22 protein-coding genes are annotated in these 21,409 nt (G+C 71.0%); 13 read left to right on the top strand and 9 right to left on the bottom strand.

Going from position 1 to position 21,409, the window contains the following annotated elements; genetic code table 11:
- Positions 1–12 precede the first annotated feature (12 nt).
- Positions 13–663, top strand: a complete 651-nt coding sequence (locus SB754_RS04200; protein ID WP_410781100.1) for a UdgX family uracil-DNA binding protein — start codon at positions 13–15, stop codon at positions 661–663.
- Here SB754_RS04200 and ligD read toward each other — a convergent pair whose 3' ends face one another.
- The gene (gene ligD / locus SB754_RS04195) at positions 664–1,683 is read right to left on the bottom strand and encodes a non-homologous end-joining DNA ligase (RefSeq protein WP_410781099.1); all 1,020 of its coding nucleotides are present in this window, start codon (positions 1,681–1,683) and stop codon (positions 664–666) included.
- A gap of 153 nt (positions 1,684–1,836) precedes the next feature.
- On the opposite strand from ligD, the gene SB754_RS04190 reads away from it, so the two are divergent.
- A complete protein-coding gene (locus SB754_RS04190; RefSeq protein ID WP_410781098.1) occupies positions 1,837–2,514 on the top strand; it encodes an endonuclease/exonuclease/phosphatase family protein in 678 nt (225 codons plus the stop codon).
- Positions 2,515–2,597: 83 nt separating this feature from the next.
- Positions 2,598–4,055, top strand: coding sequence for a lipase maturation factor family protein (locus tag SB754_RS04185; protein WP_410781097.1), 1,458 nt, complete (start codon positions 2,598–2,600; stop codon positions 4,053–4,055).
- Here SB754_RS04185 and SB754_RS04180 read toward each other — a convergent pair.
- Entirely contained in the window at positions 4,049–4,675 is a 627-nt protein-coding gene (locus SB754_RS04180; RefSeq protein ID WP_410781096.1) for a hypothetical protein, read from the bottom strand. The two genes, SB754_RS04185 and SB754_RS04180, sit on opposite strands and share 7 nt — an antisense overlap.
- Before the next feature lie 85 nt (positions 4,676–4,760).
- Here SB754_RS04180 and SB754_RS04175 point away from each other — a divergent pair, with 85 nt between their 5' ends.
- Complete coding sequence (locus tag SB754_RS04175) at positions 4,761–5,081, top strand: DUF1905 domain-containing protein (RefSeq protein WP_410781095.1); 321 nt, start codon at positions 4,761–4,763, stop codon at positions 5,079–5,081.
- 4 nt (positions 5,082–5,085) lie between these two features.
- On the opposite strand, the gene SB754_RS04170 is transcribed toward SB754_RS04175, so the two are convergent.
- Complete coding sequence (locus tag SB754_RS04170; RefSeq protein ID WP_410781094.1) at positions 5,086–5,778, bottom strand: DUF1345 domain-containing protein; 693 nt, start codon at positions 5,776–5,778, stop codon at positions 5,086–5,088.
- Positions 5,779–5,831: 53 nt separating this feature from the next.
- Between SB754_RS04170 and SB754_RS04165 the strand changes: the two genes are divergently transcribed.
- Both SB754_RS04165 and SB754_RS04160 read left to right on the top strand, forming a co-directional pair.
- A complete protein-coding gene (locus SB754_RS04165; protein WP_410781093.1) occupies positions 5,832–6,230 on the top strand; it encodes a (deoxy)nucleoside triphosphate pyrophosphohydrolase in 399 nt (132 codons plus the stop codon).
- The gene (locus SB754_RS04160; RefSeq protein ID WP_410781092.1) at positions 6,227–7,258 is read left to right on the top strand and encodes an alcohol dehydrogenase catalytic domain-containing protein; all 1,032 of its coding nucleotides are present in this window, start codon (positions 6,227–6,229) and stop codon (positions 7,256–7,258) included. Before SB754_RS04165 ends, SB754_RS04160 begins: the two co-directional genes overlap by 4 nt.
- 18 nt (positions 7,259–7,276) lie before the next feature.
- Here SB754_RS04160 and SB754_RS04155 read toward each other — a convergent pair whose 3' ends face one another.
- Positions 7,277–8,290 (bottom strand): hypothetical protein, encoded by a 1,014-nt coding sequence (locus tag SB754_RS04155; protein WP_410781091.1) that lies wholly within the window; start codon positions 8,288–8,290, stop codon positions 7,277–7,279.
- 70 nt (positions 8,291–8,360) lie between these two features.
- Here SB754_RS04155 and SB754_RS04150 point away from each other — a divergent pair, with 70 nt between their 5' ends.
- Both SB754_RS04150 and SB754_RS04145 read left to right on the top strand, forming a co-directional pair.
- Positions 8,361–8,969, top strand: coding sequence for a cyanamide hydratase (locus SB754_RS04150; RefSeq protein WP_410781090.1), 609 nt, complete (start codon positions 8,361–8,363; stop codon positions 8,967–8,969).
- Positions 8,966–9,856: a 3-methyladenine DNA glycosylase gene (locus SB754_RS04145; protein WP_410781089.1), complete on the top strand. Its 891-nt coding sequence runs from the start codon at positions 8,966–8,968 to the stop codon at positions 9,854–9,856. Before SB754_RS04150 ends, SB754_RS04145 begins: the two co-directional genes overlap by 4 nt.
- A 51-nt stretch (positions 9,857–9,907) precedes the next feature.
- On the opposite strand, the gene SB754_RS04140 is transcribed toward SB754_RS04145, so the two are convergent.
- The 4 genes from SB754_RS04140 to SB754_RS04125 all read right to left on the bottom strand — a co-directional run bounded on the left by SB754_RS04140 (position 9,908) and on the right by SB754_RS04125 (position 16,716).
- The gene (locus SB754_RS04140) at positions 9,908–12,388 is read right to left on the bottom strand and encodes a penicillin-binding protein (protein WP_410781088.1); all 2,481 of its coding nucleotides are present in this window, start codon (positions 12,386–12,388) and stop codon (positions 9,908–9,910) included.
- 248 nt (positions 12,389–12,636) lie between these two features.
- Positions 12,637–15,180, bottom strand: coding sequence for an ATP-dependent Clp protease ATP-binding subunit (locus SB754_RS04135; RefSeq protein WP_410781087.1), 2,544 nt, complete (start codon positions 15,178–15,180; stop codon positions 12,637–12,639).
- A 135-nt stretch (positions 15,181–15,315) separates the two neighbouring features.
- Positions 15,316–16,134, bottom strand: coding sequence for an aldo/keto reductase (locus SB754_RS04130; protein ID WP_410781086.1), 819 nt, complete (start codon positions 16,132–16,134; stop codon positions 15,316–15,318).
- A gap of 126 nt (positions 16,135–16,260) precedes the next feature.
- Positions 16,261–16,716 (bottom strand): Lrp/AsnC family transcriptional regulator, encoded by a 456-nt coding sequence (locus SB754_RS04125; protein WP_410781085.1) that lies wholly within the window; start codon positions 16,714–16,716, stop codon positions 16,261–16,263.
- A gap of 103 nt (positions 16,717–16,819) precedes the next feature.
- Between SB754_RS04125 and SB754_RS04120 the strand changes: the two genes are divergently transcribed.
- Together SB754_RS04120 and SB754_RS04115 are read left to right on the top strand one after the other, a co-directional pair.
- Entirely contained in the window at positions 16,820–17,284 is a 465-nt protein-coding gene (locus SB754_RS04120) for a DUF2000 domain-containing protein (RefSeq protein ID WP_410781084.1), read from the top strand.
- A gap of 42 nt (positions 17,285–17,326) precedes the next feature.
- Complete coding sequence (locus SB754_RS04115; protein WP_410781083.1) at positions 17,327–18,040, top strand: alpha/beta fold hydrolase; 714 nt, start codon at positions 17,327–17,329, stop codon at positions 18,038–18,040.
- A gap of 37 nt (positions 18,041–18,077) precedes the next feature.
- Here the strand turns inward: SB754_RS04115 and SB754_RS04110 are convergent, their stop codons facing one another.
- Entirely contained in the window at positions 18,078–18,851 is a 774-nt protein-coding gene (locus tag SB754_RS04110) for an SDR family oxidoreductase (protein ID WP_410781082.1), read from the bottom strand.
- A 101-nt stretch (positions 18,852–18,952) separates the two neighbouring features.
- On the opposite strand from SB754_RS04110, the gene SB754_RS04105 reads away from it, so the two are divergent.
- Genes SB754_RS04105 through SB754_RS04095 form a run of 3 tightly spaced genes read left to right on the top strand, consistent with a single transcriptional unit; the run spans position 18,953 to position 21,397 of the window.
- Positions 18,953–19,819 (top strand): helix-turn-helix transcriptional regulator, encoded by an 867-nt coding sequence (locus SB754_RS04105; protein WP_410781081.1) that lies wholly within the window; start codon positions 18,953–18,955, stop codon positions 19,817–19,819.
- Positions 19,816–20,526, top strand: a complete 711-nt coding sequence (locus SB754_RS04100) for a histidine phosphatase family protein (RefSeq protein WP_410781080.1) — start codon at positions 19,816–19,818, stop codon at positions 20,524–20,526. The genes SB754_RS04105 and SB754_RS04100 overlap by 4 nt, the downstream gene beginning before the upstream one ends.
- Complete coding sequence (locus tag SB754_RS04095; protein ID WP_410781079.1) at positions 20,519–21,397, top strand: NAD(P)H-hydrate dehydratase; 879 nt, start codon at positions 20,519–20,521, stop codon at positions 21,395–21,397. The genes SB754_RS04100 and SB754_RS04095 overlap by 8 nt, the downstream gene beginning before the upstream one ends.
- The last annotated feature ends 12 nt before the right edge of the window (positions 21,398–21,409 follow it).

Here is a 21,409-nt window from a genome sequence, read left to right as displayed (position 1 = left end):
TCCGTGGGCGGCATGGCGGATGAGGAACGGCCGGGCGCCGAGCAGTACCTCCCCGGCGAGCGCGACCTGGAGTCGCTACGCGCCGCGGCCCCCGGCTGCCGCGGCTGCGAGCTGTACCGGGACGCGACGCAGGTCGTCTTCTCGGCCGGGCGCGCAGGCACCCCGCTGATGCTCGTCGGCGAGCAGCCCGGCGACCGGGAGGATGTGGAGGGCGCCCCGTTCGTCGGTCCGGCCGGGCGCATCCTCGACCAGGCGCTGGCTGACGCCGGGATCGACCGCGGCGACGTCTACGTCACCAACGCCGTGAAGCACTTCCGGTTCCGTCAGCAGGGCAAGCGCCGCATCCACGAGAAGCCCGCCGTCGGCAACATCGTCGCCTGCCACCCCTGGCTGGAGGCCGAGCTCGCCGCCGTTCGCCCGCGCGTCGTCGTGTGCCTCGGCGCGACGGCGGGTCGCAGCGTGCTGGGCCGGCCGGTCCGCATCGGTCAGGAGCGGGGCCACGTCCAGGAGGGATCCGACGGGCGAGGGGTGCTCATCACCACGCATCCGTCCGCGCTGCTGCGGCTGCGCGACGACCCGGGCTGGGACGCCGCCTACGACGCATTCGTCTCCGACCTCTCGGCAGCGGCCCGCGCCGCGGAGTCGGCGTCGACGCCCGGCTGACTACGCCTTCTTGGCGCGGCTCGGCTGCACGCGCGGCGGCTCCCCCGGCATCTTCGGGTAGTCCGGCGGGAACGGCAGCTCGCCCAGGCCGTCGGCCAGGTCGCGCTCCCACCAGCCCAGCAGGTCGTCGATCCGTCCGGGTTCGTCGCCCAGCGACTCCCACGGGTCGCCGACGGTCCGCAGCCGCTCCGGCATGGTCAGCACAGTGAACTGCTCCGGCGACACGTGCTCCAGCTCGTCCCAGGTGATGGGCGCGGAGACCGGCGCGTGCGCCAGCGCGCGCGGGCTGTAGGCTCCGGCCATCGTGCGATCGCGGTTGGCCTGGTTGAAGTCGACGAAGATGCGCTCGCCGCGCTCCTCCTTCCACCAGGCGGTGGTCACCTGCTCGGGCATGCGGCGCTCCAGTTCGCGGGCCGCCGCGATCACGGCGTGCCGCACATCCAGGAACTCGCGCTCGGGGGCGACCGGGGCGAACACATGGAGGCCGCGGTTGCCCGAGGTCTTGATGAAGGCCGTGAGCCCGGCCTCCTGCAGCACGTTCCGCAGCTCGAGGGCGGCGGGCACGGCCTCCGCGAAGCCGGTGCCCGGCTGCGGATCGAGGTCGATGCGCAGCTGGTCCGGGTTGTCGGAGTCCTCGGCGCGGGAGGGCCAGGGATGGAACACCACGGTGTTCATCTGGGCCGCCCAGACCGCTGCGGCCGGCTCGTCGATGACCAACTGGGGATGGGACCGGGCGCTCGGGTAGACCACCGGGACCGCCCGCACGTAGCCCGGCGTGCCGCGCGGCGGGTTCTTGGAGAAGAACTGCTCGCCCTCGATCCCCTCCGGGAACCGCTGCAGCGACACCGGCCGGTCGCCGTTGGCGCGCACGAACGCGTCGCCCACCGCCACCAGGTAGTTCGCGAGGTCCAGCTTCGTGATGCCGTCCTGCGGGAAGATCACCCGGCCGGGGGAAGAAATGCGCACCTCCCGGTCGCCGTGGGGTCCAGGGACGGTGAGGACGACCGCGTCTTGCGCCATGCGACCACCGTACCGTTCGAACCGCCGGTAGCCGTGATGTGAATTCCTTGTGGGAACACGCCGCGTCGCTTGAGCCGTGTCGGGAGTGGGCCAGAATGGCAGAGCAGGCGCGTCTCAGCGCCGCCCACGACGGTGGTCGTCGAGAAGAGGTGCATGACCCTGAGGATCGTGAGCTACAACCTCCGCAAGCACGCCGCGAGCGGTGAGCTGTCGGGGATCGCGGAGGCGTACGACGTCGACGTCCTGTGCCTCCAGGAGTGCGACAGCGAGGCACTCCCGCAACGACTGCACCACCTGGCACTCGCCGACACCACGCGCGCCAACCGGCTCGGCCTCGCCATCTACGTGCGCGACGAGCGCTACGAGATCCTGCACAGCCAGGTCTTCGCAGTGCAGAAGTCGCTGCACGACCGCGTGCTCGCCCCGGCGAACGAGCGACTGCTCGCCGTCCATTTGCGCGACAAGGACAACGGGGAGGACATCCTCGTCGGCTCCTTCCACGCGGCGCCCCTGACCGCGCTCAACTCGCTGCGCCGCAAACAGATCGCCGCGGCGCACGACGGGATGCGCTCGCTCTCGCCGGACACGCCCGCCGTGATGGTGGGCGACTTCAACTACCCGTGGTTCATCCGCGGCCTCGAGCGCCACCTGACGACGTCCGGTTACACGCTCCAGCGCACGACCGAGCCCACCTACCTGCGCTACAAGTTCTTTTCCGGCTACTTCGACTTCGTCACCTCGACGGGCTTCGAGATCGAGCACGTGGATGTGCTCCCCGCCGGTGCCTCCGACCACCGCCCGATCCGCCTGGACGCCGAACTGGCGGCCTGACCCCCGGCGCAGCCTCCGCCCTCCCTCGCGCCGCCGGTTCCCCCGGCGTACGGTGATGCCGTTCCGACGGCGAGGTGGTGCGGATGGAGTTCCCCGCGTGGCTGACCGGGTGGCTGGCCGGCGACGACTACACGATCGCGCGCGAGATCCTGGAGCGGGGCGTCGCGGCGCTGTACCTGGTCGCGTTCCTGTCGGCGGTGAACCAGTTCCCGGCCCTGCTCGGCGATAACGGGCTGCTTCCCGCGCGCCGGTTCCTGCGGCATCCGTACGCCAGAAGCCAGCCGACGCTGTTCCGGTGGCGGTACTCCGACCGGCTGCTCCGCGGCGTCGCCTGGACCGGCGCCGTGCTGTCGGCGCTCGTGGTCTTGGGGCTCGGCCAGTTCGTCCCCAGCTACGTCTTCGTCCCCGTCTTCCTGATCGTCTGGTTCCTGTACCTCTCCATCGTCAACATCGGGCAGACGTTCTACGGGTTCGGCTGGGAGAGCCTGATCTGCGAGGCCGGCTTCGTCGTCGCCTTCCTGGGGGCCTGGGACAGCGCACCGCCGATCACCATCCTGTTCTTCGTCCGCTGGCTGGTGTTCCGGCTGGAGTTCGGGGCCGGGATGATCAAGATGCGCGGCGACCGCTCCTGGCGCGACCTGACCGCGCTGTACTACCACCACGAGACGCAGCCCATGCCGAATCCGCTGAGCCGCACCGCGCACCTCCTGCCGAAGTGGTGGCACCGCGTGGAGGTGCTCGGCAACCACTTCGCGCAGCTGATCGTGCCCTGGTTCCTGTTCGCCCCGCAGCCGACGGCGAGCGTCGCCGCGATCATCATGGTGCTGACCCAGCTGTGGCTCGTCGCCACCGGCAACTTCGCCTGGCTGAACTGGATCACGATCGTGCTGGCGGCCTCCGCGATCAGCGACCCGGTCTGGTCGTGGATGTTCGGCGGCGCGCACGTCGGAGGCTTCGGCGCGCCCGACGTCCCGCTCTGGTTCGCCGTGGTCGCCGTCGCCGCGACCGTGTTCCTCGTCGTGCTGAGCTGGCCGTCGCTGAAGAACCTGTTCTCACGCCGCCAGCTGATGAACGCCAGCTTCAACCGCTGGCACCTGGTGAACGCGTACGGCGCCTTCGGCAGCGTGACGAAGGAGCGCTACGAGGTCGTCGTCGAGGGCACCGCCGACGATCCGCTCGACCCGGATGCGCGCTGGCTGGAGTACGGCTTCCGCGGCAAGCCGGGCGACCCGCGGCGGGTCCCCCGCCAGTTCGCTCCGTATCACTTGAGGCTCGACTGGCTGATGTGGTTCCTCGCCCTCGGCTCACGCGACTCGCCGTGGTTCGAGGTGTTCCTGCTGCGGCTGCTGGAGGCGGACCGCCCGACGCTTAAGCTGCTGCGCCGCGACCCGTTCGGCGGGGAGCCGCCGCGCGCCGTCCGGGCACGGATGTTCCTGTACCGGTTCGCAACGCGTGCGGAGAAACGCGAGACGGGCGACATCTGGGTACGGTCGGAGGTCGGCGACCTGGTGCCGCCGGTCAGCCTCCGCTCGGATCAGTAACCCGTGCGCTGCTCCTCCAGCCGGGCGAGGTCGCGCCAGATGAGCAGCTTCAATCGCGCCGGCTTCTCGCGCTCGTAGTCGGCCTTCAGCGCTTCGGCGCCCGAGAACGCGTCCAGCCCGGCCTCGATGGCGCGCCCCACCTCGTCCCAGGCGTCCTTCCTGCCGCGCTCCACGAGCGTGAGCAGCTCCTCCTCGGAGTCCGCCTTGGCGCGGAGTGCCGCAGCGAGTGCGATCGCCGCATCCCGCCGGAGCCGCAGGTTGTCGACGTCGATGCGCCGGTAGTCGTGCGGGTGCTCGGCGTCGCCGCCGAGGTTCTCCGCGGTCTCCAGCTCCTCCTCGATCCGTCCGGCCGCGACGCCCTGCTCGGAAGCCAGCTCGCGCAGCATGGCGGCCGCCTCCATCGCGTGCAGCGCTGGATCGTACGAGTTGCCGTACTGGATGGTGTCCACGACGATGTGGTTCTTCACCGACATGCGGGTGGCGTATTCCGCGAGGAGCATGCCCTCCTCCACCGACTGCTCGAGCGTCGGCGTAGCGGGTTCCGGGAGGGCGTGCTCGTCGAAGGGACGCGTGCGCGTCGTCTTCTCGGCACGCCTGCGGAACCACTTCGGCCAGCGCATGGGACTCCTCGGACCGGCGGTCGTCGTGCCGCCTCCCTCCATTCTGTCCGATCGCACCGACGGTTCACCTTTTTCACTGTCACCCGTGACCGGTAGCGTGGCGCGTATGGCCGGCTACCGCTACGAGTTCGAGACCGAGCTGTTCCGTTGGGCGTCCCGGCGCGAGCTCTACGTCTTCGCCCGGCTGCCGCTTGAGGTGTCGGAGGAGATCCGCCTGCAGCCGCATCCCCCTGCGGGCTTCGACTCGGTGAAGGTCTCCGTCACGCTGGGCGGTTCCCGCTGGTCGACGTCGATCTTCCCCCAGTCGGATGGGTCGTACGTGGTCCCCATCAAGACCGCGGTGCGCCGCGCCGAGGGGGTCGAGCTGGGCGACCGGGTGCGACTGGGCGTCGAGACGCTGCTCTGACCGCCTACTTCGCGCCGGACATGATCGTGTTCAGGGCGAGCACGATGATCAGGCCGTTGAAGAAGAAGCTGAGCACCGAGTGCCAGACGACCGTCCAGCGCAGCCGGGTGCTCAGCACCTCCACGTCGGAGGCGGCGAACGTGGTGCCGAGCGTGAAGGCGAAGTAGACGAAATCGACGAACCGCGGCTCGGTCGGCGGCGCCCCGGCGGCCCGAGGGAAACGCAACAACGGCTCGGCCGCGGCGAAGTAGCGCTGGAAGTAGATCTGCGAGAAGCCCCAGTGCAGGAAACCCCAGGCGAGCAGCATCGACCACACACCGATGACATCGGTCAAGGACCCGATCTGCGGATCGTTGTGGAGGGCCAGCACCTGGATCGCGGCGGCGAGCCCGATCAGGCTCGACAGGATGGTGGCGGTCATCGACACCAGCCGAGCGATCCGGCCGGTCTCCCACCGCGCAGGGCGGTCGCCGTGGGCGTCCGGCCGCCGGGACACCCGGCCGAGCACGATCAGCACCACGATGAGGTAGATCGTGCCGATGCCGCACCAGCTGGCGAGGAGTTCGAGCGTCGTGGCGTCGTCCTCGGCGAGCACGAGGAGCCACACCCCGACGACGATCATCGCCAGTTGGGCCAGGAGGCTGGCGGCGAGGCCCACGACGACGGCCGGCCGCCGCACGGGCGCGCTCTGCGACATACCTGGATGCTAGCGGTGCGGCCTCCCGTCCGGGCGCAGGGCAGGATGGAGTGGTGCAGCCGCTTCTCGTCGTCGCCGCCGTCGTCCGTGACGGCGACCGCGTCCTCGCGTGCCGCCGTGCGCCGGGGAAGGACGCGGCGGGGTCGTGGGAGTTCCCCGGGGGCAAGGTCGAGGCGGGTGAGGCGCCGGAGGCCGCGCTGCGGCGGGAGATCCGCGAAGAGCTCGGGGTGGCCATCCACGTCGGCGCGCTGCTAGACCGCACCGTGACGGTCAGGGCGGACGGTCGCTCCATCGACCTGGCCTGCTACGACTGCCGGCTCGACGGAGCCGCGCCCACCGCCAGCACGGACCATGACGCGCTGCACTGGCTGTCGGTGGGCCGTCTGAGCGAGCTGAACTGGGCGGAGGCGGATCTCCCCGCTGTCGCCCGGCTGATCCAGGAGGACGTATGAAAGCGCTGTACTACGAACGGTTCGGCGGTCCGGTGGAAGTGGCGGACCTGCCCGACCCGGTGGTCCCCGATGGCGGCGCGGTCATCCGGGTGGACGCCTCCGGGCTGTGCCGCAGCGACTGGCACGCCTGGGCCGGGCATGACGGCTCCGTGGCCCTGCCCCACGTTCCCGGCCACGAGTTCGCCGGCGTGGTGGAGGCGGTCGGCGCTGGTGTCGACCACTGGCGGCCCGGTGACCGGGTGACGGCTCCATTCGTCAACGGCTGCGGCACCTGCGAATGGTGCCGGTCGGGAGCAGCCCAGGTGTGTCCGTGGCAGACGCAGCCCGGCTTCACCCACTGGGGGTCGCATGCCGAACGCGTCTCGGTGCGGGCTGCGGACACCAACCTCGTGCGGATACCCGATGGTGTGGATGCGGACGCGGCCGCCGCTCTCGGCTGCCGCTTCGCGACGGCCCACCGAGCGGTGACGGAGCGGGCGCGCATCCAGCCGGGCGAGTGGATGGCCGTCTACGGAGCCGGTGGCGTCGGGCTGAGCGCGGTGATGGTCGCGGTCGCGCTGGGCGCTCGGGTGGTGGCGGTGGACCGCTCCCCCGCGGCTCTCGAGCTCGCGACGAGTGTCGGCGCGGAAGCCGTCGTCCCGGCCGGCGCGGCCGCCCCGGAGCACGTGCACGAGATCACCGGGGGCGGAGCGCACGCCTCCGTCGACGCGGTGGGGTCGGCGGAGACGGCCACGGCGAGCATCCTGTCGCTCCGCAGGCGCGGGCGCCACGTCCAGGTCGGGCTGCTGGCGACCGCCGTGCCCGAGCTGCCGCTCGGCCGGGTGATCGCCTGGGAGCTGGACGTGCTCGGCAGCCACGGCATGGCGGCCGTCGACTACCCCGCGATGCTGGCCCTGGTCACGGCGGGACGGGTGCGTCCGCAGGACCTGGTCAGCCGGGCGGTCGGCTTCGGAGAGGCGGCGCGGCTGCTGCAGGATGCCGACTCCACGCCGACGGCGGGGATCGCCGTGCTGCACCCGGCCGGCTGAGTCTGCGCCCAGCGGCGTTCAGTCGTCGGGCTGCTGCCCGGGCTCGGAGGCCGGAGGCGCCCACTCGCCCTGCGGCGGTCCCGGCGGAACGGGCGGCTGGGGTGGGACCGGCGGAACGAGCGGCTGCTGCGGGACCGGCTGCTGCTGCGGCGGCGGGACCGGCTGCTGCTGCTGCGGGACCGGGTACTGCTGCGGATCGCCGTACTGAGGCGCAGGCGGGTACTGCCCGGGAGCGCCGAACTGCGGTGCCGCCGGGTACTGCCCGGGAGCGCCGTACTGCGGCGCCCCGGGGTACTGCGGCCCGGGGTACTGCTGCCCGGGGTACTGCGCCGCACCCGGATACTGCTGCTGCTGCGGGTACGGCGCGTACCCGTACGGCGGCACCGGCTGCTGCGCTCGCGGCTGCCGCGGCTCGAAGGCGAGCAGGACGACGGGGATGAGGAACAGGACGACCGTGACGAGCGCCGACGCTCCCACGTAACGCCACCAGACGTCGCTCCAATCCACCGAGGGAAGTGCTGCGGGCAGAGCGAGGAGCACGGCGGTGAGCCAGACGAATACCAGCGCGAGCGTGGCGAACACCCGCGAGAGCTGCTTCGTGGCGCGGCGGACGAAACGGAGCCCGTAGGTCTGCGTGACGAGCAGCGCGACGCGCAGGAGGATCACGATCCAGAGGAACAGGAACAGCTGACCGATCCATACGCCCGCGTCGCCCGTGTCCTCCGGCTGGTAGAAGCCTCCCCAGATCTTGAGGATCCCGATCACGAAGAGGAGCGCATTGATCCCGATCGACACCGGCAGGTACCACCGGTTCGGCCCGTCGGCCACGGCGGAGTCGAGGACCACCACCCCGGCGAAGGCCGCGGCGAGCAGCAGGGTGAGCCACGCCCGACCCGCGACCGCAGCCTGGTCTCCCACGATGATGAACACCGATCCGAGGACCGCTGCTGCGACCAGCACCCCGATCGCCAGCCACAGCGACAGTGTTCGTACACTGGTCGACTTGGCCGTCACTCCACTGTTCTGATCCATCACGTCTCCAATCGGGGTCCGTGCAGGAACTCGGCGGGCATCCCCCTCCTGCATCCGCCAGGATGAGGATATGCGTATTTCCGACTTCGCACGCCCGGACACGGCCGCTGCACGCGCTGCGGTCCAGATCGCCACGACCTACCACTCGCCGTCGCTGCTGAACCACGTGCAGCGCTCGTGGCTGTGGGCGGAGGGTTTCGCCGTCGAGCAGGGACTGACCGCCGACCACGAACTGCTCTACGTGTCGGCCCTACTGCACGACCTCGGCATCGTGCCCGAGTTCGACAACAACACGCTCGCCTACGAGGATGCCGCCGGGCACGTCGCGATCGCGCTGACCGCTGGCGCCGGGTGGGCTCCGGAGCGCCGCATCCGCGCACACGAGGTGATCGTGCGCCACAACTGGCCAGAGGTCGACCCGGCGATGGATGCGGAAGGGCACCTGCTCGAGATCGCCACCGCGCTCGACATCTCGGGCGCCCGCGCCGACGACCTCCCGCTCGACTTCCGCCGCGAGGTGCTCACCGCCTACCCGCGGCTGGAGCTCGCGGCCGAGTTCGGCGCCTGCGTCGCAGACCAGGCCGAACGGAAGCCGGACACGTCTGCACGTCGCCTGGTCGACGGCGGCGTGCAGCGCAAGCTCCGCGACAACCCGCTGGAACGTATCCTCGAAGGGTGACCGTCGCCCTTCCCGAAACCCTCGCGCTGCCCGCAGCGGTCTGGCGGGAACGCGAGCGCGCCCACGCGGAACGCGCCGAGGCGCTGACCGCCGATCACCGGGCTCGCGCCGCGCGGGGCGAGAAGCATCCGGTGTGGGACTTCCTGTTCACCTACTACTCGTACTCCCCCGCCCAGCTGCGCCGGTGGCATCCGGGGCCGGGCGTCGAGCTGGCGGATGCTGCGGGCGAGCCGCGTGCCTCCTGGCGCTGGTACGTGCCGGGCGCCGCCCCGGACTCGCTCGTCGTCGACCGCACCGCCATGGAGGTCGAGAAGGCGCCGCTTCTGCGGACCGTCGAGCGCATCCTCCGCTCCACGGCGGCACGCCCGGGACGATTCGGCTGCTTCGGCCTGCACGAGTGGGCCATGGTCTACCGGCAGGACGAGCACCGGCATCCCGTCCCGCTGCGCCTGGGTCAGGAGGCGACCGACGCGGTCGTCGAGACGCACGAGCTGCGCTGCACGCACATCGACGCGTTCCGCTTCTTCACGCCGAAGGCGGTGCCGCTGAACCGGTATGCGCCCACCCGCGAGACCCAGCCGGAGCTGGAGCAGCCCGGCTGCCTCCACGCCGGGATGGACGTCTACAAGTGGGCGATGAAGCTCGGCCCGCTCGTGCCCGGCGAGGTGCTCCTCGACGCGTTCGAGCTGGCGCGCGACATCCGGCTCCTCGACATGCAGGCGTCGCCGTACGACATGCGGCCCTGGGGAGCGGAGCCGGTGGCCATCGAGACCGCCGAGGGCAAGGCCGAGTACGTGCGGCGCCAGCGGGTGTTCGCCGAGCGGTCGAACGCGCTGCGGGCCAGCATCCTGGAGGCGTGGCCGGGCGTGGAGGCGCTGGCCGCCTGATCGGGACGAGCCGGCCGCCCGACCCGGGACGCGCGCGTCAGCCGCGCCCGCTCAGCCGCCGTCCTTCGAACCGGTCGGCGTCGGCGACGGCCCGCCGCCTCCCGTCGCCGTCGGGGCGGGCGTCGACCCGATGTTGCGGCCGTTGCTGACCGTCAGCGTCACCGAATCGCCGTCCTCCACCGAGGCGCCCGCCGCCGGGTCGCTCGCGGCGACCGTTCCGGCCGGCTTGTCGCTGTCGACCGGCGTGGACTCGACGGTCACGTCGAGGCCGAGCCCCTCCAGCAGCTTCTGCGCGACGTCCGGGGCCTTGCCGGTCACGTCCGGCATGGTGATCTGGCTGCCGTAGAGCACGGCGTCGGTGGGCTCGGTGAAGTCCGTGCCGCCGTAGGTCGCGTTCAGCGCCTTCAGGATGGGCTTGGCGATCGAGAACTTCACGTTCCCGCCGCCGACGCCGTTGAAGTACAGCGAACGCAGCGGCGTCGAACCGGACACGTTTCCCACCCAGGTCGCCTGGGCGACCTTCGTCGTCGAGGTGATCAGCCAGTTCTCGAGCGAGTCATCGGTGGTGCCGGTCTTCGCCATGATGGGCACGCCGTCGTACGGGTTGGCGCTCGCGGCCGTCCCTCCGCCCTTGATGACGCCCTGCAGCGCGTAGGCGACGCCGGCCGCGATCTCCGGCTTGAGGCCCTGCGTGCAGGAGGTCTTGCCCACCTTGTGGTCGGTTCCGTCCGCATTGACGACGCGGTCGATGGCGATCGGCGTGCACACCATCCCGTTGTTCGCGATTCCCGCGTACGCGGTCGCCATGGTGAGCGGCGAGATGTAGTTCGTACCCAGGATCAGCGACGGCGTCTGCACCCAGGAGCTGCTCTTGGACGCGAGGTGGACGCCCAGGCCTTTCGCAGCATTCAGGATCGAGCACAGGTCGACTTTGGTGCCCATCTCGGCGAACGCCGTGTTGACGGACTCCGCGGTCGCGGACATCACCGAGAGCCGGCTCGCCGATCCCTCGTCGTTGGTGACCGGCCACGCGGGCCCGTTGATGTCGGCGCAGGTGTTGGTGAAGTCCGAGGTCGGGAAGACATGCTGGGACGCGTTCACCGTCTCGTACAGGCTATGGCCGGACTCCAGCCAGGCGGCCAGGTCGAACGCCTTGAACGTGGAGCCGGTCTGGAAGCCTTGCGAGCCGCCGTAGTCCTCGTCGGTGTTGTAGTTGACGGCCGTCGTGCCGTCGATCGGAGTGTCCGTGTTGTTGAACGCGCGGTTCTGCACCATCGTGACGATGCGCCCCGTGCCCAGCTCGAGAGCGACGTTCGAGGCCCCGAGGTCGATTCCCGGCCGGGAGCCCGGGATGTACTTACTGAGGGACGCCTGCGCGACCTGCTGCAGGTCGAGGTTCAGCGTCGTGTAGATCTTGAGACCACCGCGGTTCAGCGTCTGCAGCCGGTCGTCGGAGGTCGCGCCGTACGCCGGATCGGTGAGGATCACATCCCGCACGTAGTCGCAGAAGAACGCGGCGTTGTACTGCTGCGCGGCCGCGCATCCCTGCGTGGTCGGCGTGATCGTGGGCTGGATGGGTGTCGCCTTCGCCGCGTCCCGCTGCTGCTTCGTGATCGTGTGCGTGATGTACATGCGGTCGAGCACGTAGTCGCGGCGCGCCTTGGTCAGCGCGTAGCCGTTGGCGGCGCCGTTGTCCTTCGAGTCCGGCTGGTCGATGCGCAGGTTCGCCGGGTTGTTCAGGATGGCCGCCAGCGTCGCGGCCTGCGCCAGGTCCAGCTTCGCGGCGGTCGTGCCGAAGTAGTACTGCGCCGCCGCCTGCACGCCGTAGACCTGGCCGCCGAATCCGACGACGTTGAGGTACCCGGTGAGGATGTCCTTCTTGCTGTAGTTCTTCTCCACCTCGACCGCGTAGCGCATCTCCTGCACCTTGCGCTGCAGGGTGACGCCGGCCGCGTCCGTGTAGCAGGCCTCGACCTTCTTCTGGCTGGTCAGCGCCTCGCACTTCTCGACCTCGACGTTCTTCACGTACTGCTGCGTGATCGAGGAGCCGCCCTGCACATCGCCCCCGGCGACGGTCGCGACGGCGCCGCGCAGGGTCCCCCAGATGTCGACGGCGCCCTCGGTGTAGAACCGAGGGTCCTCGGCAGAGACGGTCGCATCCTTCATGGTCTGCGCGATCTGGTCGAACGCGACGTCCTGCCGGTTCTGGGCGAAGAAGGTGGCGATCGGCACATCCTGACCGCCCTGCTTGGCGTAGACGGTCGAGTTCTGGGCGAACTGCTGGATGTGCAGATCGGCCGGGAGCGCGTCGAAGTCGCTGACACCGGCGGCGGCGGTGGCGCCCAGCCCGAGGAACCCGGGCAGCAGGAACAGCGAGCTGAGCACGGCGGCGACCAGCGCCAGTCCGAGGAACTGGGCGATCAGCCCGCCGCGCGTACGGGCGGGCTTCAGCTCGAAACGTTTGACGGGCTCCAGTCGCTCGTCGAGGGCGGCCAGGCGCGCGGAACTGCGGGGTCGGTCGGAATCGGGCACGCCCTCCAGGCAACCAGGGGATGCTGAACGACTCCAGGGGGTTGCGTGTGCGTCGCTTCGGAGATGTTCAGGATGCGCACATGCGCCGCCGCCGGGCGCGCCGGTGCCGCGGGCATCTAGTGGTCCCGACATGCCGTAATCCGTCGAGCCGCAACGGCATGTCGGGACCAGTAGTTCGCCGGGATGCGCAGGCGCCGGTCCTGAGAACAGGACCGGCGCCTCGGGCGATCGGGAGAGGGAGGGGCGGGTTACGCGGCGACGGGGAACGCGGCGGGGGCGGCGGCGACACGCAGGTCGCCGGCCTCGGCGTCCACCAGGACGCGGCCGCCCTCGGCCAGCTCGCCGCTCACCATCAGCTCCGCGATGCGGTCGTCGACCTCGCGCTGGATCACGCGGCGGAGCGGGCGGGCGCCGTACTCCGGCTCGTAGCCCGTCTCCGCGATCCAGGCGACCGCCGCGTCCGTCGCCTCGAAGGCGATGTCGCGGGAGGCCAGCCGGGAAGCGGTCGCGTTGAGCAGCAGGCGGACGATATCGCGCAGCTGCACGGCGTCGAGCTTGCGGAACAGCACGATCTCGTCGATGCGGTTCAGGAACTCCGGACGCATCGCCTCACGGAGCTTGCCCATCACGCGGTCGCGGATGTCCTTCTCCGAGGCGAACCCGTCCGACCCCATCGGCACGAAGCCGAGCGCTCCGCTGCGGGAGGCCAGGAACTCCGAACCGAGGTTCGACGTCATGATGACCACCGTGTTGCGGAAGTCGACCGTGCGGCCCTGACCGTCGGTGAGCCGGCCGTCGTCGAGCACCTGCAGCAGCAGGTTGAACACGTCCGGGTGAGCCTTCTCGATCTCGTCGAACAGCACCACCGAGTACGGGTTGCGGCGCACGCGCTCGGTCAGCTGGCCGGCCTCGTCGTAGCCCACGTACCCGGGAGGGGCGCCGACCAGGCGGGCGACGGTGTGGCGCTCGCCGAACTCGCTCATGTCGAACCGCACCATCGCCTTCTCCGAACCGAAGAGGGAGGCCGCGAGCGACTTCGCCAGCTCGGTCTTGCCCACGCCCGTGGGGCCGAGGAAGAGGAAACTGCCGACCGGGCGGCCCTCGTCGCCGAGGCCCGTGCGGTTGCGGCGCACGGCCTTCGCGACCGCGACGACCGCGTCGTCCTGACCGATCACCCGCTCGTGCAGCTCCGACTCGAGCCGCGCCAGGCGCGCGCGGTCGGCCTCGCCGACACGGGACACCGGGATGCCGGTCGCCCGTGACACGATGCCCGCGATCTCCGGCTCGCCGACCACCGCATCCACCCGGGGAGCGGACGCGAGCTCATCCAGCGAGCGCTGCACGGCCTCGATCTCGTCGCGCAGGCGCGACGCCTCCTCGTAGTGCTCGGCGGCGACGGCCGCGTTCTTCTCGGACTCCAGGGTGGCCAGACGCTCCATCAGAGCGGACGAGTCCACGCGCTTGCCCAGCGACAGGCGCAGGCGGGCGCCCGCCTGGTCGATCAGGTCGATCGCCTTGTCGGGCAGGAAGCGGTCCGAGATGTACCGGTCGGAGAGCTCCACCGCTGCGCGGAGCGCGTCGTCGGTGTAGCGGACGCCGTGGTGCTCCTCGTAGGCCGGGCGGAGCCCGTCCAGGATGAGCACGGCGTCCTCGATGGAGGGCTCGCCGACGGTCACCGGCTGGAAGCGCCGCTCCAGCGCCGAGTCCTTCTCGATGCGGCGGTACTCCATGAGCGTGGTCGCGCCGACCAGGTGCAGGTCGCCGCGGGCAAGGCGCGGCTTGAGGATGTTGCCCGCGTCCATGCCGCCGGACTCGCCGGCCCCTCCGGCGCCGACAACGGTGTGCAGCTCGTCGATGAACACGATCAGCTCGTCCGTGCCTGCGCTGATCTCGTCCATGAGCTTGGTGAGCCGCTCTTCGAAGTCGCCGCGGTACCGGGTCCCTGCGACCATCCCCGCGAGGTCGAGCGAGACGACCTTCTTGTCCTGCAACTGCTCGGGCACGTCGCCCGCCACGATCGCGCGGGCGAGGCCCTCGACGATCGCGGTCTTGCCGACGCCGGCCTCGCCGACCAGCACCGGGTTGTTCTTGGTGCGGCGGGAGAGGATCTCCACCGTCTGCTCGATCTCGTCGAGGCGGCCGATGACCGGGTCCAGCTTGCCGTCGCGGGCGAGCTGGGTCAGGTCGGTGCCGAACTGGTCGAGCATCGGGGTCTCGGAGCCGTCCGCGGCCTCCTGGTCGCCCGGCTGCCCGCCGCCGACGGTCGTGCTCTGGCGCATGGCGTCGGTGAGGGCCTCCGGGGTGACGCCCGCGGCCTGCAGCACACGGCCGGCCGGAGCGTCGCGTCCGATCACGAGCGCGAAGAAGACGTGCTCGGGGTCGATGTACGTCGCACCGGAGGCCTGGGCCACCTGGTAGGCGTGGAAGAGGGCGCGCTGCAGCGGTCCGGTGATGGAGGCGCCGTCGGCGTGGATCGTGTCGCCCGGGGCGGGCAGGCGCGACTCGGCGGCCTCGGCGACCCGGGCGGGGTCGACGCCGATGCGGCGCATGGCGTCGGCGGCCGGGTCCTGCTCGGCCATGACGCGCAGCACGTGGAGCGCGTCGAGCTCGCTGTGCCCGTGCTCCAGGGCGAAGCGCCCGGCCTCCGCCAGGATCTCCTGGGTGCGCCGGCTGAGGAAGCGGCTGATGTCGATGGAGCGTGCGTTACGCGCACGCTCACCCGCGAGGTACCGAGCGAGGAACTCGTCGAACGAGTTGGCGCTGTCACCGTCGGGAGTGAAGTTCTCAGGCACGTGTTCTCCTGTTTCTGAAAGTTGAGCCTTGTGCACTCAAGTCCAACGCAGGAGGGGCGGCTTTATTCCGCTGTGCCGCGAATCATCGACAGGGCCGCCGAGCCGTCACTCGCCGGGCCGTCACTCGCCCGGCCGTCACTCACCCGCGTCGAGGGCGTCCAGCGCGGCCACGTCGTCCGCAGAGAGCTCGAAGTCGACGTCGGCGTTCTCGACGATGCGGCTGGGCGTCGTCGACTTCGGCAGCGGCAGGATGTCCTTCTGCAGCAGGTAGCGGATGCTGACCTGCGCGACCGACTTGCCGTACTTCTCCGCGATGCCCTTGATGTCTGGGTTGTCGAGGAGGCGGCCGGTCGCCAGCGGCGAGTACCCCTCGACGAGGATGTCGTGCTCCTTGCTGTAGGCGGTCGTCTCGGGCTGGGTGTTGCCGACGAACCAGCGGATCTGGTTGGCGTGCGGGACGACGTCCGTCGCGTCGATGAGCGACTCCAGGTCGGCGACCACGAAGTTGCTGACGCCGATCGCTCGGGTGCTGCCGGACTCGTACGCCTCCTCGAAGACCTTCCAGACCTCGATGTTGCCGGCGCGGTGGTCGCTGCCCTGCGCGTTCCACGGCCACGGCGCGTGGATGAGGTACAGGTCGATGCGGCCGAGGTCCAGCAGCGCGAGCGAGCGCTCCAGCGCGTGCCGGGCGCCATCGGCGTCCTTCACCTCGGCGGGGCACTTGGTGGTGATGAAGATCTCGTCACGGTCGATGCCGCTGTCGCGCACCGCACGCCTGACACTCGCCTCGTTGCCGTAGGCGCGGGCCGTGTCGATGTGACGGTAGCCGGCGTCGAGCGCCGCACGGACGGAGTCGTAGGTCTCCGGTCCGTCCGGGATCTGCCAGGTGCCGAACCCGATCTTGGGGATGGTGACGCCGTTGGAGAGCGTGAACGTGTCGGTCAGTGCGGGCATGCGTGTTTCCTCTCGAGGGATGCGGTGCCGCACATCGTAGCCCCGAGGGCGGACGTCGCCAGGGCGCGTGTGCGATTCGTGACGAATCGGTGCTTCGGCGGCGCGGGAGGCCGCATTCGTCACGAATCAGTTCACCGGTTCGGGGCTGCCGTTCCGCAGGTGCTCGTAGACCACGGAGGTGCGCACGTCGGCGATCTCCCTCCGCTGGGTCAGCCGGTCGATCACGAAGGCGTACAGGCTCTCGTTGTCGGCCACCGCGACGTGGACGATGAAGTCCTCGTTGCCGCTGGTCACGAACACGCCGAGCGTCTCGGGCAGCGACGCGACCCAGTCGCGGAAGCCCTCGATGACCGGCCGGGATGGCGGCCGGATGCGCACCGCGATGAGTGCCTGCACGGGTCGCCCGATGGCCGCGAGGTCGACGTCGAGGACAGCGCCGCGGATGATGCCCCGCCTCCGCAGCGCCCTTGTGCGCTCCAGGGCGGTGCTCGGCGACACCCCGACCGCTGCGGCGATGTCGCGGTTGCTGCGCCGCGCATCCGACTGGAGTTCCCGCAGGATCGCCCGATCAAGTTCGTCCATGAAGCCGAGAATAGCGCTTCAGCCGAACAAAGTTCGGCCGTCGCCCGCAGGGCCTCCCGTTTCGCTAGATTCAGCCTCCTGACACCGAACGAGAGGACACCGTATGACCAGCACCGTCGGCTTCGCTCCGGACGAAGTGGACACCGCAGCTCCCACCCGTTCCGCCCGGCTCAAGTGGGTCGTCGTGGTGGAGGAGTCGCTCGCCCCCGGCGTCGCCGCCAACGCCGCGATCTGCGTGGCGGCGGCGACGGCGTCCCACGTGACGGGGCTGCTCGGGCCCGCAGCGGTGGATGCGGACGGCAGCGCCCATCCCGGTCTCCCCTGGGCAGGATGCTCGGTCCTCCGCGCGACGCGGGAGCAGCTCGCGGTTATCCGCAGCAAGGCGGAGGCGGCGGACGGCGTCTTCGTCGCGGACATGCCGGCCGCGGCGCAGGAGACCCGCGTCTACGACGAGTACCTCGAGACGGTCGGCGCCACGGCATCCGTCGATTTCCGTCTCTCGGCTGTGAGCGTGGTCGGTCCGCGCAATCGGGTGGACAAGATCGTGGGCAGGCTTCCGCTGCTCTGACCGGCCTCCCCTGATGTCGGACCGCTGCGCTACCGTCGGCCCATGGAAATCGTCCTCGTTCCCGGATTCTGGCTCAACGCCGACGCCTGGCGGGAGGTGACCCCCGTCATCGAGCGCTCGGGGCACCACGCGCATCCTCTGACGCTGCCAGGCCTTGAGTCGCGCGACGTCGACCGCCGCAGCATCGGCGTCCGGGACCAGGTGGATGCGATCGTGCGACGCATCGACGAGGTCGGGCAGCCGGGCGAGCGGGACGTCGTGCTCGTCGGCCACTCGGGAGGCGGTCCGCTTTCCTATGCGGCGACAGGCGAGCGACCGGAGCGGATCTCGCGCACCGTGTACGTCGACTCCTGGCCGCTCGGACCCGGCGGCATCATCGCCGGCGACCTCACACCGGTGGACGGCGAGATCGATCTGCTCGCCTGGGACGACTTCGAGGATGCCGACCTGGTCGACCTCACGGAGGAGCAGCGCGAGGAGTTCCGCCGCACGGCGGTGCCCGAGCCCGGCGCGGTCCCCACCAGTCCGATCGGCTTGGCCGACGACAGCCGGCGTCGGGCCGTACCCGCCACCATCGTGGCCTGCGAGTTCACGCCGGCCGACCTCCGCTCGTGGGTGGACGGCGGCTCGCCGGTGCTGGCGGAGGTCGGCCGGCTGGAACACCTCGACGTGGTGGAGCTGCCGACCGGGCACTGGCCGATGTTCACCCGACCGGCCGAACTCGGCTCGCTGCTTGCCGAGCTGGCGGACCGCTGAGGCGGGACTCACCGGTCGACGGCAGCGGAGTGCCGGCCTACGCGGCTTCCTTTCCGTGCGGGTCGGAGGCGTTCAGGACCTGGACGACGCTGTCGTAGTCGCCGCGGGCCTCGCCGTAGCGGAGGAACTTGACCCGCTCCACCTGCAGCTCCTTCACGTCCGGCTGCGTCTCGATGAGCTCCATCACCTCTGCGACGAACTCGTCGAGCGGCATCGCGAACTCACTCTCCTCCTGGCCGGGCAGCAGCCCGGTCCGGACGGCCGGCGGCACCAGCTCGACGATCCTGACGGACGTGTCGGCCAGCTGGAGGCGGATGCTCTCGCTGAGCATGTGGATGGCCGCCTTGCTCGCGTTGTAGCTCGGAGTGGCGGCGAGCGGCGTGAACGCGAGACCCGAGGACACGGTCACGATGGTGGCATCCGGCCGGGTCTGAAGGTGCTCGACGAAGGCCGCGATCAAACGGATGGGGCCGAGCACGTTCGTGCTGACGATCGATTCGGCGGATTCGAGGAAGCCGGCCGGCGTGTGCCAGTCCTCCACGCGCATGATGCCGGCCATGGCGATCAGGACGTTCAGGTCGGGATGCGCGGACAGGACCTCTGCGGCGGCCTCCCGGATGCTGTCGGGGTCGGCGGTGTCGATGCGCACGGTGTCGATGCCGGGATGCTCGGCGGCGATCCGTTCGAGCAGTTCGCCGCGACGGCCCCCAACGATGACGGTGTTCCCGCGCTCGTGCAGCGCGACGGCGAGGGCGAGCCCGATGCCGCTGGTGGCGCCGGGGATGAAGACGGTGTTCCCTGAGATGTTCATGCCTCCACTGTCCGGCGACCGGCGGGCCGGAGGAAGCGGACCGTTCATCCAGGGATCCGCGATCCCTGGTTCCGCAGCGGCGAGGGCCCCATGATGGAGGAATGGATCGTGCTGCCCTCGCCGCTTTCCTCCGGCGTCATCGGGAGGACCTCCACCCGTCCGACGTCGGGCTGCCGGAGGGCGCCCGCCGACGCGCGCCCGGGCTGCGGCGGGAGGAGGTCGCTCTCCTCGCCGCGATGTCGACCGACTACTACACGCGCCTGGAGCAGCGCCGCGGACCGCAGCCGAGTGAGCAGATGCTGTCGTCGCTGGCACGTGCGCTTCGGCTCACCGACGACGAGCGCGACTATCTGTACCGAGTGGCCGGGCACAACACCCCCGACCGCTTCTCGGGAGTCGGGCACGTCTCCCCCGCCCTGCAGCGGGTCCTCGACCGGCTGTCGGACACGCCGGCGCTGGTCCTCTCGAACGTGGGCGAAACGCTGGTGCAGAACCGGATGGCCGTCGCGCTGTTCGGCGACCGCTCCGGCTACACCGGGCTCGCCCGCAGCGAGTACTACCGCTGGTTCACCGACCCGGAGAACGCCCGCGCGCAGTATCCGGAGGAGGATCGGGCGCGCCAGAGCCGCGCGCAGGTGGCGGCGCTGCGGGACGCGTACGGAGCGATGGGGCCGCGATCCCGCGCCGGCGAACTCGTGCGGGCGCTGCTGGCCGAGAGCCCGGAGTTCGCGGAGCTGTGGGAGCGGCACGAGGTCGCGCGCCGCTTCGAGGACCACAAGACCCTCATCCATGCCGAGCTCGGCGCGATCGAACTGGACTGCCAGGCGCTGTTCACCGAGGACCAGTCGCAGTGCCTGCTCGTGCTGACCGCTCCGCCGCGCACGGAGGCCGCCGAGAAGCTGGCGCTGCTGAGCGTGCTCGGCACCCAGTCCTTCGCGGGGAGGGCGGGCGTACAGTCCTCGGCATGACCGCTCGCACCCTGCTCCTGATCCGTCACGGCGAGAGCACCGCGAACGTGGCCGCCGCCGCGGCCGAGGCATCAGGCGCCGACGTGGTCGCCGTCGAAGCACGTGACGCCGACGTCACCCTCTCCCCGCTCGGCGAGCGCCAGGCCACCGCACTCGGCTCCCGGCTGCGCGAGGCGCTCCCGGCGGACGCCGTGCTGTTCAGCTCGCCCTACCGTCGCGCCGTGCAGACCGCGCGCTTCGCGCTGGGCGAGGAGGTCGTCCTTCGGCTCGATGAGCGCCTGCGGGATCGCGAGCTGGGCATCCTGGATCGGCTGACGGCCATCGGCGTGGAGCGCCGGCTCCCGCTCGAGGCCGAGCGTCGCCGCTGGACGGGCAAGTTCTACTACCGTCCGCCGGGTGGCGAGTCGTGGACGGACGTGGCGCTGCGCATCCGCTCCTTCCTGCGAGACGCGCTCGCGGAAGGAGGCGTGGTCGTCGTCTTCGCGCACGACGCCGTCGTGAGCCTGTTCCTCTACGTGCTTCTCGAGATGACGGAGGCACAGCTCGCGCAGTACCTGCTGACGCATCCCGTCGCCAACGCCTCGGTCACCGAGCTCACCTTCGACGGCGCCGGCTGGACGCTGGAGGCGTTCGCCGACGACAGCCACCTGGCCGACGCCGGCCTTCCCGCGACCGAGCATCCCGGGGAGGTCAGGACGGATGCCTGAGCGCCGCCGACCTGAACGACCGACAGCAGAGCAGGTGACGCCGGACCTCCTCCGCTCCTGGCCGCTGCCCGAGCCGTCGGGCTCGAAGCGCTCGCGCGGACAGGTCCTGGTGGTCGGCGGCGCTCTGCGCTCCCCCGGCGCCGCGATGCTGGCCGGCCGGGCGGCGCTGCGCGTCGGCGCGGGCCGTCTCACCCTCGCCGTCGGCCGGTCGGTGGCCGCCCACGTCGCCGTCGCCGTGCCCGAGTCGGGCGTCGTCCCGCTGCCGGAGACAGCGGGGGGCGGTGTTCGCGGCACCGGCATCCGCCTCGCGGCGGACGACCTCGCCGGCGCGGACGCCGTCCTTCTCGGGCCTGGGCTGGACGATGCCGCCGAGACCGCCCGCATGCTGCCCCGCGCTGCTCGCGCCGCCGGCCGCGGCACCGTCCTCGTCCTGGACGCGTACGCGCTCGGAGCCCTGGCCGGGCATCCCCGCCTCGCCGGGACCGGGCCGCGCATCCTGACCCCGAACACCGACGAGGCTTCGCGCCTGCTCGGGCGCGACGTGGACGACCTGGACGCGGACTCCGTGGAGCTCGCGCGCCGGTACCGTGCCGTCGTCTCGTGCTTCGGCAGGATCGCCTCGCCGGACGGGCGGCTCCTCACGGTCGGCGACGGGGACGCCGGGCTGGGGACCTCCGGCAGCGGCGACGCGCTGGCCGGAGCGATCACGGGGCTGGCGGCGCGCGGCGCCGACCCGCTCCAGGCGGCGGTCTGGGGCACCGCACTCCACACCGCCGCGGGCCGATCGCTGGCCTCCTCCGTCGGACACCTCGGATACCTGGCCTCGGAGATCGTCGACCGCTTGACCGCCGAGCTCGAACTCCTCTCCTGAGCCCGCAGGGCC

It is taken from the genome of Leifsonia sp. SIMBA_070 (genome assembly GCF_046534635.1).
GTDB lineage: Bacteria > Actinomycetota > Actinomycetes > Actinomycetales > Microbacteriaceae > Leifsonia.
This window is presented reverse-complemented; position numbering and strand designations above follow the sequence as displayed.